This is a genomic window from Haliea sp. (assembly GCF_040222615.1).
In the GTDB taxonomy this organism is placed as follows: Bacteria; Pseudomonadota; Gammaproteobacteria; order Pseudomonadales; family Halieaceae; genus Haliea.
In genome coordinates this window covers 1-12,153 of sequence record NZ_JAVKCQ010000023.1, presented here as the reverse complement: position 1 = coordinate 12,153, position 12,153 = coordinate 1, and the positions used below count along the sequence as shown (strand labels likewise).

12 protein-coding genes are annotated in these 12,153 nt (G+C 64.6%); 2 read left to right on the top strand and 10 right to left on the bottom strand.

All coding sequences use genetic code 11. The features are described from left to right. Positions 1–99 precede the first annotated feature (99 nt). The 10 genes from RJQ10_RS02350 to RJQ10_RS02305 form a co-directional block, all read right to left on the bottom strand. Positions 100–291, bottom strand: coding sequence for a DUF2065 domain-containing protein (locus RJQ10_RS02350; protein WP_350143244.1), 192 nt, complete (start codon positions 289–291; stop codon positions 100–102). A gap of 125 nt (positions 292–416) precedes the next feature. After that, complete coding sequence (hflC, locus tag RJQ10_RS02345) at positions 417–1,292, bottom strand: protease modulator HflC (RefSeq protein ID WP_502880206.1); 876 nt, start codon at positions 1,290–1,292, stop codon at positions 417–419. A gap of 1 nt (position 1,293) precedes the next feature. Next, positions 1,294–2,457, bottom strand: coding sequence for an FtsH protease activity modulator HflK (gene hflK, locus RJQ10_RS02340; RefSeq protein ID WP_350143240.1), 1,164 nt, complete (start codon positions 2,455–2,457; stop codon positions 1,294–1,296). Positions 2,458–2,516: 59 nt separating this feature from the next. Continuing rightward, positions 2,517–3,794 (bottom strand): ribosome rescue GTPase HflX, encoded by a 1,278-nt coding sequence (gene hflX, locus RJQ10_RS02335; RefSeq protein ID WP_350143238.1) that lies wholly within the window; start codon positions 3,792–3,794, stop codon positions 2,517–2,519. A gap of 56 nt (positions 3,795–3,850) precedes the next feature. Further along, on the bottom strand, positions 3,851–4,102 hold the full coding sequence (gene hfq / locus RJQ10_RS02330; protein ID WP_350143236.1) for an RNA chaperone Hfq: 252 nt from the start codon (positions 4,100–4,102) through the stop codon (positions 3,851–3,853). A 152-nt stretch (positions 4,103–4,254) separates the two neighbouring features. After that, on the bottom strand, positions 4,255–5,199 hold the full coding sequence (gene miaA / locus RJQ10_RS02325; protein WP_350143234.1) for a tRNA (adenosine(37)-N6)-dimethylallyltransferase MiaA: 945 nt from the start codon (positions 5,197–5,199) through the stop codon (positions 4,255–4,257). Positions 5,200–5,237: 38 nt separating this feature from the next. Next, entirely contained in the window at positions 5,238–7,043 is a 1,806-nt protein-coding gene (gene mutL, locus RJQ10_RS02320; RefSeq protein WP_350143232.1) for a DNA mismatch repair endonuclease MutL, read from the bottom strand. 21 nt (positions 7,044–7,064) lie between these two features. Next, positions 7,065–8,381, bottom strand: a complete 1,317-nt coding sequence (locus RJQ10_RS02315) for an N-acetylmuramoyl-L-alanine amidase (RefSeq protein ID WP_350143230.1) — start codon at positions 8,379–8,381, stop codon at positions 7,065–7,067. 30 nt (positions 8,382–8,411) lie between these two features. Beyond that, on the bottom strand, positions 8,412–8,885 hold the full coding sequence (gene tsaE / locus RJQ10_RS02310; protein ID WP_350143228.1) for a tRNA (adenosine(37)-N6)-threonylcarbamoyltransferase complex ATPase subunit type 1 TsaE: 474 nt from the start codon (positions 8,883–8,885) through the stop codon (positions 8,412–8,414). Further along, positions 8,882–10,387 (bottom strand): NAD(P)H-hydrate dehydratase, encoded by a 1,506-nt coding sequence (locus RJQ10_RS02305; protein WP_350143226.1) that lies wholly within the window; start codon positions 10,385–10,387, stop codon positions 8,882–8,884. The genes tsaE and RJQ10_RS02305 overlap by 4 nt, the downstream gene beginning before the upstream one ends. Before the next feature lie 94 nt (positions 10,388–10,481). Here RJQ10_RS02305 and queG point away from each other — a divergent pair, with 94 nt between their 5' ends. Further along, positions 10,482–11,564, top strand: a complete 1,083-nt coding sequence (gene queG / locus RJQ10_RS02300; RefSeq protein ID WP_350143224.1) for a tRNA epoxyqueuosine(34) reductase QueG — start codon at positions 10,482–10,484, stop codon at positions 11,562–11,564. Positions 11,565–11,626: 62 nt separating this feature from the next. Further along, positions 11,627–12,153, top strand: a 527-nt coding sequence (locus RJQ10_RS02295) for a serine/threonine-protein kinase (protein WP_350143222.1), incomplete at its 3' end; no start/stop codon positions are given.

Here is a 12,153-nt window from a genome sequence, read left to right as displayed (position 1 = left end):
GCTCACGCCGCAACCGCTCTACCACCAGCGCCTGCTCGGGCAGCACTTCTTCCACCCCGTCGGGCAATTGCCAGCGATCCACTGTCTTCATAACCAGCCTTAATGCACCCAATACAATAACGCCAGCCCGAACAGCATGCTGCCCAGGCCGACGTTGCGGATGACCCGGTCCTGCTGCTGGGCCACCCCGAGCACCATTTGCCGCCAGGCCCTGGGGTTCAGGAACGGCACAATGCCCTCGATAATCAGTACCAGCGCCAGGGCCACCGGCAGTACCTGCCAGAACTCCACATCAACCCCCCGTTGCCCTGGTCATAAAAAAACCGCGAGCCCGGCGTTTGTGGGTAAAACGCCGGATCCCACGGTTGCAGAATTCTACCACAGGCACCACGGAAGGTACCTGCGTTTTTTCTCCCCTATTTGCCGCCGGCAGAGTCCTTCAGATAGCGGAAGAACTCACTGTCGGGCTGGATCAGCAGCAGGTCGCCGCTGTTCTGGAATGCGTCCTGATAGGCCCGCAGGCTGCGGGTAAAGGAATAGAACTCACGGTCGATATTGAAGGCATTGGCATAGATACCCGTGGCCTGGGCGTCACCTTCACCGCGGATCAGCTCCGCGTCGCGATAGGCATTGGCCTCAATGACCGTCACCTCACGGTCCGCGGCCGCCCGAATACCCTCGGCCAGCTCCTGGCCCTGGGCGCGGTGCTCGCGAGCTTCCTTTTCGCGCTCGGCGTTCATACGCCGGTACACCGATTCGGAGACGTCAGGCGGCAGATCAATCTGCTTGACCCGAACATCCAGGACCTCGACCCCGTACTCTTCGCGCGCCACTTCGGAAAGCTCTGCGGTCAGCGCCTCCATCAGCTGGTCACGTTGACCCGACACCACCTCCTGAATGGTCCGGATCGCCACCTGGTTGCGCAGCCCGTCGTTGATCCGCTGCCCCAGCAGGGCGCTGGCGCGCGCCTCTTCGCCGTTGGTGGCGGTATAGAACTTTGCGGTATCCGAAACCCGGAACTTGGCATAGGAATCCACGATCAGGGCTTTCTTCTCCTGGGTGAAGAACCGCTCCGCGGTAGAATCCACCGTGAGCAGGCGGGCCTCGAACTTGCGCACATTGTTGACGAAGGGAATCTTCACATGCAGACCCGGCTTGATGTCGGGATTGACCACCTCACCAAACTGCAGCATCACCCCGCGCTCGGTTTCCTTGACCACATAGATCGTATTGCTGAGCACAAACAGCGACAGCACTGCGACCAACATCCAGGTCATACCTCTTCCGCCCATCTTAGCGACCTCCTCTGCGGTTACTGGCCGATGCCGCGTCCTGGCGCAGCTGCTCCGTCACGGCGTTGGTGAGTTCGCGAATCGTGTTGGAATCCAGACGGCCCCCGACGCGCGGCACTGACGCGCCGGCGGACTCCGTCATCTTGTCCAGGGGCAGGTACATGACGTTGTTACCGCCCTCGACATCCACCATGACTTTGCTGGTGTTGCGAAACACCCTCTGCACCGCATCCAGGTACAGGCGCTCACGCGTCACCTCGGGCGCCTTGGCATATTCCACCAGAAGGGCCTTGAAACGCTCCGCCTCACCCTCGGCCTCAGCCACCACCTGTTCGCGGTAGGCGCTGGCCTCCTCGATCACGCGCTGGGCACGACCGCGGGCTTCCGGGACGATGCCATTGGCATAGGCCTGGGCCTCGTTCTTCAGCCGCTCCTCGTCCTCACGGGCCTTGATTACATCGTCGAAGGCGGCCTGGACCTGGCTCGGCGGCTTGGACTCGTCGATGTTGACTTTGACGACCCGGATGCCAGTCTCATACATATCGACATAGCGCTGCAGGCGGGCCTGCACGTCAACACCGATCTGCGCACGCCCCTCGGTCAGGGTCGAATCCATCCGGGTATCGCCCACCACGTGGCGCAGCGCGCTCTGGGCGGCGTGTTGCAGCGAATTCTCCGGGTCCCGCACCTTCAGCACGAAACTGGTGGGATCGAGAATCACATACTGGACCGACATGCGAACCTCGACGATGTTCTCGTCCTGGGTCAGCATAACCTCGCGAAATGTTGCCGCGCGGACCTTGGTGGTATTGACCTTGATCACCTCGTCGATCAGCGGCGGGTTCCACTGCAGGCCCGGCTGGACAGTATCGTAGTACTTGCCGAATCGCAGCACGACGGCGCGCTCCTGCTCGTCCACCTGGTAGAGCCCCATGAGGGCCCAGACCACCACCGCGACCAGCGCGGCGACCACAAACAGGCTGCTCGGGATACCCCGGCTACCGCCGGATTTGCCACTGCCGCCACCGCTGCGCCCACCGAATATGCCGCCCAGCTTCTCCTGCAGTTTTTTCAGCGCCTCATCGAGGTCGGGTGGCCCCTGTTCACCGCCACCCCAGGGATCCTTGGGTTTGTTACCACCACCACCCGGTTCATTCCAGGCCATACCGAACTCCTGTTAGCAAAGTCGACGCAGTCTATCAAAATTTGAGCAGCGCTGGGGGTTTACTCCCAGGGCGCCGCTTCCCTCGGCTGTTTCATCAGCCTGTTCCAGTCAGCCCGGGGCATCCTTACGTTCAGATGCGCGACCCCGTCATCGCTGTAGCGCTCGGCCGCTACCGCACCGAGTCGATACAGTGCCGCGCGCAAGCTGCCCTGCTCCGGCTCCAGCCGCAGCTCTTCCTCTACCATGTCCTCGCCCACCAGTTCAGCAACTGCCTTTACCAGCAGCTCGCAGCCGGCACCGGTTGACGCACTCAGCCACACGCGCTCGGGCTTCCCCGCCTCATCGTAATCAATCCGCGGGTCCTGCTCCAACAGATCCAGTTTATTAAAGACCTGCAATCGCGGCATATCGACAGCCCCGATTTCCTCCAGCACCGCTTCCACCTGATGAATATTGTCCTCGCGAGCCCCGGCGGCAACGTCAATCACATGTAACAGGAGATCGGCGCTGACGGTCTCCTCCAGGGTTGCCTTGAAGGCCTCCACCAGTTTGTGGGGAAGGTGCGCAATGAAACCCACGGTGTCGGCCAGGATGACGGGGCCCGCCTCATCCAGCTCCAGGCGCCGCAAGGTAGGGTCCAGGGTGGCAAACAGCTGGTCAGCGGCATAGACCTCGGAGCCGGTGAGACGATTGAACAGCGTCGACTTGCCGGCATTGGTGTAGCCCACCAGCGCGATTGTCGGCACCTCGGCACGGCGCCGTGAGCGCCGCCCCTGATCCCGCTGCCGCTGCACCCGCTCCAGTCTGGACTGGATGGACTTGATCCTCGCCCGCAGCAAGCGGCGGTCGGTCTCGAGCTGGGTTTCCCCCGGGCCGCGCAGGCCGATACCACCCTTCTGGCGTTCAAGGTGGGTCCAGCCGCGAACCAGGCGCGTGCTCATGTGCTGCAATTGCGCCAACTCCACCTGGAGCTTGCCTTCATGGGTACGCGCACGCTGGGCAAAGATGTCCAGGATCAGACCAGTACGATCCAGTACCCGGCACTTGAGTTCGCGCTCCAGGTTCCGCTCCTGGCTGGGGCTGAGGGCGTGATTGAACATCACGATCTCAGCCTCGTGCAGCAGCACCTCCGCCGCAATTTCTTCCAGCTTCCCGGACCCGACAAAGGTGCGGGAATCGGGCACACTGCGACTGCCCATGACAAACGCCACGGGGTCGCCACCCGCCGACAACACCAGTTCCTCGAACTCGCGGGGGTCTTCCCGCTCGTCTTCGCTGGCTATGGTTAGGTGAACAAGAACTGCGCGCTCGCCGGACGCCGGACGCTCAAAGAACAAGGCTACCTCGAACGCAGCACGTAGAGGTTGCGGCGCCGCGGCGCCGCATTCCGTGACTAGCTGTCGCCTTCATCGTCTTCCGGGGGGTTCTGCATGGGCATGCGCACCACACGGGAGGGAACCACAGTCGAGATGGCATGTTTGTAGACCATTTGGCTGACAGTGTTCTTCAACAGGACGACAAACTGGTCGAAAGACTCAATCTGACCCTGCAACTTGATACCGTTGACCAGGTAAATGGAAACGGGGACGCGTTCCTTCCGCAGTATATTCAGGTAAGGGTCTTGTAGCGTGTGCCCTTTTGACATAGTTCTCTCCTTGGTCGGCTCAACACGAGCCAAATATGATGGATTGTTGGCTGTCTCTGCTCGCCCCCGCTGCCGACATGAATCCGACAAGCGAGGAGGATCGCGGACGTTAAGTGATTGCCCCTGTCACAGTATAGAACAGGTTTACCGACTTACATGGGGGCGCCTTGAAGATACTTCAAGGCTACCTGTAGCGGAACTTCGTCCATTCCCTTCCCCCCCTGCTCTGACTCTCCGACCGCACAAACGTTCCCGGCAGCATCCGTCAGCAGCCAATACAAATCCGGCCACTTCCGCAGCCAGGTCAACTGGCGCTTCGCCAGCTGCCGGGTGGCTGCCACGCCCCGCTCCACCGCGTCCTCAAGACTGCACTCCCCGTCGAGATGGCGCCACAGCTGGCGATACCCTACCGCCCGAATTGCCGGCAGACCGGGATGCAAATCGCCCCGACGATGCAGCGCCGCCACCTCATCCAGGAACCCCTGCGCCAGCATGGACTGGAAACGCAGCGCGATCCGTCGGTGCAGTTCCCCGCGCTGCTGCGGACAGATTGCCAGTTGCACCACCCGGTACTCGGCGGCAGGGCTGGCTGCGGCGTGTTGATGCCACTCGCTCAGGGGGATGCCGCTACTGATAAATACTTCCAGAGCTCTGCTTATACGCTGGGAATGGTGCGGGTGGATCGCCGCCGCGGCAACCGGATCAACCTCCGCCAGCCGGGTGTGCAGGGCCGGCCAGCCATCGCGCCCGGCCGCCTCCGCCAGCTCGGCGCGGATCGCGGGATCGGCAGCGGGCATGGCCGCAAGACCCTGAAGAAAAGCCCGAAAATAGAGCATGGTGCCGCCGACCAGAATCGGTGTGCGGCCACGGCCGACAATGTCTGCAACAGCATGGCCGGCGTCAGCGACAAAGTCCGCAGCCGAATAGCTTTCGGACGGATCGCGAATGTCCAGCAGGTGATGCGGGTAGTCAGGCTTGGCGCTGCCAATGTCCAGGCCGCGGTAGACCAGGGCGGAGTCGACGCTGACCAGCTCCCCGTCCAGCGCTTGTGCCAGGGCGATGGCCAGCTCGGTCTTGCCCGCCGCGGTGGGACCCATAATGCACAACAGCAGTGGCTTTCCCGCCTGCGGGGACACTAGCGTCCCCGCAGGAACAGCTTGTCGAGTTCCTCCAGTGCCAGCCGGGTCCAGGTCGGGCGTCCGTGATTGCATTGCCCGGCGCGCTCGGTCTCCTCCATGTCCCGCAACAGGGCGTTCATCTCGGGAATGGTCAGCCTGCGATTGGCGCGCACTGAACCGTGGCAGGCCATGGTGGAGAGTATTTCATCCATATGGGCTTCGATGCGGTCGGAACTGCCGAACTCCACCAGGTCGGACAGCACATCGCGCACCAGGGCCTCGACGTCGGAGTCACGCAGGCTGACCGGGATCTGCCGCACCAGCAGGGACTCCTCGCCCGCCACATCCACGGTCAGGCCGAGGGCCTGAAACAGTTCCGCGTGCTCCTGGGCCAGCAGCACCTCGCGCTGGCTCACCGCGATCACCTGAGGCACCAGCAGGGGCTGGGCGGGAATGGCATCCAGCGCCCGGGCCGCCTTCAGGCGCTCATAGGTGATGCGTTCATGGGCTGCGTGCATATCGACCAGCACCAGCCCCTCGGCGTTCTCCGCCAGAATGTAGATACCCTTGAGCTGGGCCAGGGCATAGCCCAGGGGAGGCACCTCTTCCGGCGTTTCCTGTTCGGGCAGGCGCCCGGGATGCAGGCCGGCATAACTGCGCACCTGTTCCATCGCCCGGCCGGGTGCCGGCGCCGGGGGCGAGCGGTAGGCAGAGCCACTCCCGCCCCAGCCGAGGCCTGGCTGGCGCGCAATCTCGCCCGTGTGGGTATCCACTGCAAGCCCTTCCGGCGTGGCCTGTGGTGCCGGCGCCGAGTCCGGGCGAACTTCCGCCAGCGCCCGGTGCAGGCCGCTGAAAATGCACTGGTGCACAGCGCGGCTGTCGCGGAAACGCACTTCGTGCTTGCCTGGATGCACATTGACATCAACCTGTGCCGGGTCCAGATCCAGATACAGCACGAAAGCCGGGTGACGGCCATGATAGAGGACATCGCGGTACGCCTGCTTGACGGCGTGCGCAACCAGCTTGTCGCGGATCACCCTGCCGTTGACGAAGAAGTACTGCAGGTCGGCCTGGCTGCGGGAAAAGGTGGGAAGGGCCAACCAGCCCCGCAGACGCATGTCGCTGCGCTCTGTTTCCAGGTAAAGGGCCTGCTCCATGAAGGCCGGCCCGCACACCGCCGCGACTCGCCGCTGCTGTTCTGCGGTGCTCGCCGCGCTGCCCAGATTGTGGATAAGCTTGCCATTGTGGCGCAGGCTGAAGGCCACCTCGAAGCGGGACAGGGCGAGCCGTTTGACGACCTCCTCCAGGTGGCTGAACTCGGTCTTTTCGGTGCGCAGGAACTTGCGCCGGGCCGGCGTATTGAAGAACAGGTCGCGCACCTCTACCGTGGTGCCCCTGGGATGGGGGGCAGGCCGCAGCTGTACCTCCATCTCGCGCCCCTCACAGAGTGCGCTGCAGCCCTCGCTGCTGTCGTCGCGGTGATTGCTGGTCAGCGTCAGCCGCGACACCGAGCCGATGGACGCCAGAGCCTCGCCGCGAAAGCCCAGGCTGCCGACACACTCCAGATCCTCGAGCGAGGAAATCTTGCTGGTGGCGTGGCGGGCCAGGGCCAGGGGCAGGTCCTCCGGCTCCATGCCCGCGCCGTTGTCGCGGATACGAATCAACCGGGTGCCGCCGGATTCGACGTCGATTTCCACCCGGGTGGCACCCGCATCCAGGCTGTTTTCCAGCACTTCCTTGGCGACGGATGCCGGGCGCTCGACGACCTCGCCGGCGGCAATCTGGTTCGCAAGCCTGGGGCTGAGGCGGTGTATTCTTGACATGGGCCGGGGGCGCGACAGCGCTCAGGTGGTAGGAATTTTCAGCGTCTGGCCCACCAGGATGCGTGAGTCACGGAGACCGTTGTGATCCCGCAGGCGGTTCACGGGCACGTTGAAGCGCTGGGCAATGCCCGACAGTGTATCACCCCGGGCGATAACATACTCCTGGTCGCCCTGCTGCTTGCGCGAGGCCAGCAGCGTCCCGGGGGGCGGCTGGGCCATGAACCAGTCCCGGATACCGGCGTGGATGGCCTGCGCCACCTTGCGCTGGTACTCCCGGGTACCCAGTTTCTGCGCCTCGCCTGGATTGGAAATGAACCCGGTCTCCACCAGGATCGAGGGAATATCCGGAGATTTCAGCACCGCGAAACCGGCCTGTTCGACATTGCGCTTGTGCAGCCGTGCCACGGTATCCATGCGCTGCAAGACCTTGCCGCCAACCCTGAGGCTGTGGTCCAGGGTGTTGGTCATGGAGAGATCGGTGAGCACTCCGGCCAGCACATCGTCCTTGTCCGAGAGCCGGACCCCGCCCACCAGGTCCGCCTCATTCTCGCGCTGGGCGAGATAGCTCGCGGTGGTGCTGGTGGCGCCGCGGGTGGAAAGCGCGTACACGGAAGCGCCGTTGGCCTCGCGGCGGGTAAAAGCATCGGCGTGAACCGACACGAACAAATCCGCCTGCCGCTGGCGGGCTATGTCGCGACGCCCCTTGAGGCTAATGTAGTAGTCGCCCGTGCGCACCATGGTCGGGCTGAATCCTTCATCCCGCTCCAGCAGGGCATGCAGCTCCCGGGCGATGGCCATGACCACATCTTTTTCGCGCAGGCGGTTGGGCCCGATGGCGCCGGGATCCTCACCACCGTGGCCGGCATCAATCGCGATGATGATGTCCCGGCGGCCGGTTTCGCTGGCTGCGCTCTTGCGCACCTCCGCCACTGCCGGCTTCCTGCCCGGGTTGCGGTCATAGAGATCCAGCACCAGCCTGTCGCCCGCCTGGGCATTGGCCTTGAGGGCGAAACTGCGGGGATCGACACCCTCGCTGATATCGAATACCACGCGCAGGTCACGCCCGTCGCGGACACCGGAGCGCACCAGGGAAATCGGGGTACTGGTCAGGTCCAGCGCAGCGAGGCTGGCCTTGAGTGTCGCACCGGACAGGTCCAGCACAATGCGGTCGGGATTTTCCAGGGTCAGCAGGCGGTGCTCCGCGGGACCAGTCAGGTCAAACACGACGCGGGTGTGGTCCGGCGCACGCCACAGGCGCACATCATGCACATCCACCGCCAGCGCGGGCGATACCATCGCCCAACCGAGGACCAGCCTGATCCAGAAAGCCCTGCTCATCTCACTCCAGCCGATTATCGGTCGTCTAGTTCAGGCGCCAGACTGCCAGCGCGCCAGAACTGCACTTCCCAGCACCGACCCGGCTCGCACCCTGACACTACGGCCGCTGCCGACTGCCACTATAGTAATCGCTATATCCGCAGGGGGTAAAGCGCCCGCGCCACGCTCGGGCCATTCGATCAGGCAGATAGTGTCCGGCCCGAAGTAATCGCGAATGCCGATAAACTCAAGTTCAGCCGGATCGCCCAGGCGATAGAGATCGAAGTGATAGATATCCAGCTCACCCTGCCGATAGGGCTCCACCAGCGTATAAGTCGGACTCTTCACCGCCCCGGCGTGACCCAGCGCCCGGATGAAACCCCGGCAGAACGTGGTCTTGCCCACACCCAGGTCGCCGTGCAGGTAGATAACCAGGGCCGGCTCGCAGGCGGCGGCCAGCCCCCCGCCCAAGGCCACCATGGCGTCCTCGTCGGCGGCCTGCCAGCGGACCTCGCCAACGCTCATCCCAGCAGACGCCGCAGCGGCGCCATCAGGTCGCTGGCCAGCAAGCCGCGCTGCCCCTGCTCCGCAGCGCTATCGGCAGCGGCGCCGTGCAGGCAGACAGCCAGGGCTGCAGCCGCGGCGCCGTCCAGGCCCTGGGCCAGCAGACCGCCGACAATACCGCTCAGCACATCGCCCATACCGCCCGATGCCATGCCCGGATTGCCGTAATCGGACAACAGCCGCAGGGCGTCCGCCACGACCAGGCTGCCATTGCCCTTGAGCACAACCGTACCACCCAGCTGCTCCTGCAGTTGTACTGCAGCAGCAAACCGGTCCCCCTGCACAATGCCGGTTGTCACTCCCAGCAGGCGGGCGGCCTCGCCCGGGTGGGGAGTATAAATCCAGTGCTCCCTGGGCTGCCGCGCCAGCACGCGCCCCTCGCCCAGCAGGTTGAGCCCGTCCGCATCCAGGACACAGGGCAAATCGCTTGCTGCCACCGCCTGCAGCAGTTGCTGCGACCAGCTGCTGCGCCCCAGGCCGGGACCCACCACCAGCACGTCCGCAGCGGCCAGCAGCGGCTGCAGGTCCTGGCCCGAACGCACCCCGGTGACCATGGCCTCGGGCGTGCGGGCGACCAGAGCCGACAGGTGCTCCTGCCGGGTGGCCACGCGTACCAGGCCCGCGCCGCTGCGCAAGGCTGCTTCCGCCGCGAGCGCCACGGCGCCGGGCATGCCGACGTCACCCCCCACCACCAGCACACGGCCACAATCCCCTTTGTGGGCATTCGCCGGGCGCCCCGGCCACTGCGCCAGCATCCGGTCCAGCAACAGCCTGCGCCAGCCGGGCGCCACCGCCCCGCAGGCCTCGAGAGGGAGCGCCAGGTCGGAGAACTCCAGTACTCCACAGCAATCGGGACCGTCCAGGGTAAACAGGCCCCGCTTGTAGCCGATGAAGGTCACGGTGAGTTCGGCGCGCACCGCACGCCCCAGAATGCGCCCGGTATCACTGCACAGGCCGGAGGGAATATCTACCGCGACAACCGGCTGCCCACCGCCGTTGCAGGCGTCAATGGCCGCGGCAAACGGCGCGCGGACCTCGCCACCAAGGCCAGTGCCTAGCATGGCATCGACGAGGATGGCAGAGGGTTGCAAGCTGGCGGGGCTGAACGGTGCGACCGTTACGCCATTGGCCTGCGCCTGCTCCCGCGCCAGCAGCGCATCACCGGCGATTCGCCCTGGATCTCCGACCTGCAATACCTGCACAGCTATCCCGCGGCGATGGGCCCGATCCGCAATCAGGTAACCGTCCCCGCCGTTGTTGCCGGTTCCGCACAGCACCTGCAGCAGCGGCGGTTGCGGCCAGCGCAGCAGCAGCTGTTCCAGCGTGGCCGCGGCGGCGCGCGACATCAGCAGGGCGCCGCTGATACCCGCATGGTCGATTGCCCAGCGGTCCAGCGCCCGGGTCTCCGCCGCGCTGTAGAGCGGCTCGTGATCCATCCAGGTGAATCCCTGCTTGCCTGCCATCGCCAATCGTGACCCCACGCTGCTACACTGCCATTTCCGAAAATCTTCGCAAACCCGCGGATTATAGGCAGGTTCACTGCCCCGGCCCAGCCCCATGGCAACGACATTGACTCAGGAACAGCAGTCGCAGCTGCGGCATCAGCTCGAGAGCTGGGCCACTGAACTCGGCTTTGCCCAGCTCGCGGTCAGCGACATTCAGCTGGGCGAGCACGAAGCCTACCTGCAGAAATGGCTTGAGGCGGGCTACCACGGCGGCATGGACTACATGGAACGCCACGGCGAGAAACGGGCGCGCCCGGCGGAGCTCATTCCGGACACCTGCCGGGTCATCACTCTGCGCATGGATTACCTGGCTGCGGATACCCGTCCGGAAGCGGTGCTGGAGGCGCCGGAAAAGGCCTACGTTTCCCGCTACGCCCTGGGCCGTGACTATCACAAGTTGATCCGCAAGCGCCTGGCGCAGTTGGCGGCGCGCTTGCAGGACGCTGCGGGCGGTGGCCAGTACCGCGCGTTTGTCGACAGTGCCCCCGTGCTGGAGCGGGCCCTGGCGGAGCGCGCAGGCATGGGCTGGATCGCCAAGAACACCATGCTGATCAATGACCGCGCCGGTTCCTGGTTTTTCCTCGGCGAAATATACACCGATCTGCCGCTGACGGCAGACCCGCCGCAAGCGACCAAACACTGCGGCAGTTGTACCGCGTGCCTGACAGTCTGCCCTACCAGTGCTTTCGTCGGTCCGTTCCAGCTGGACGCGCGGCGCTGTATCTCCTACCTGACCATTGAGCACAAGGGCAGCATCGACGAAGCCCTGCGGCCGCTGATGGGCAACCGCATTTTTGGCTGTGACGACTGCCAGCTGGTCTGCCCCTGGAACAAGTTTGCACGCCACACCGATGAACCCGACTTCCAGCCCCGCCACGGCCTCGGCAGCGCCGACCTGGTCGACCTGTTCCTGTGGGACGAGGCCACTTTTCTCGCCCGTACCGAGGGCTCAGCCATCCGCCGCATCGGTCACGAGCGCTGGCTGCGCAACATCGCCGTGGCCCTTGGCAATGCTCAAACCGCGCCAGCAGTAGTTGCCGCCCTGGGTCAGCGCCGGGACCATCCCTCGCCGCTGGTGCGCGAACACGTCGCCTGGGCCCTGCAGCGGCACCGCGACAGGGGCTCCACCGGGTGATAGCATCCGGATAGCAGGACGGGCAACCTCGGCGGCTCGCACGCAAAGGGGGAAACGAGACGATGAGCATCGTCGGCAAGACTTTGGGGCGATACGAAATTCAGGAGCTGATCGGCGAGGGCGGCATGGCTCACGTCTACCGCGCCTATGACCCCGGCATCCACCGTACCGTTGCCCTGAAGGTGCTGAAAGCGGAGCACTGCGGCGATGAGGAGCACAACAACCGCTTCCTTCGCGAGGGCAAGGCCGCAGGCGCCCTGACCCATCCCAATATCGTGACTGTGCACGATGTCGGCAGTTTCGAGGGGGCCCCCTACATCATGATGGAGTTGCTGGAGGGCGAGTCCCTCGGTGACATCCTGCAGCAGGGCCGGCGACTGCCGGTCAAGACCATTATCAATATCGCGACCCAGCTCGCCGGGGCCATGGACTATGCCCACGGCAGAGGTGTCGTGCACCGGGATCTCAAACCCGACAACATCATCCTGGGGGCCGACGGGGAGTCGGTGAAGGTTACCGATTTCGGGATTGCCCGAATGGAAGGGGGTGCGGGGCAAGAGACTACCCAGGTTGGCATGATGCTGGGGAC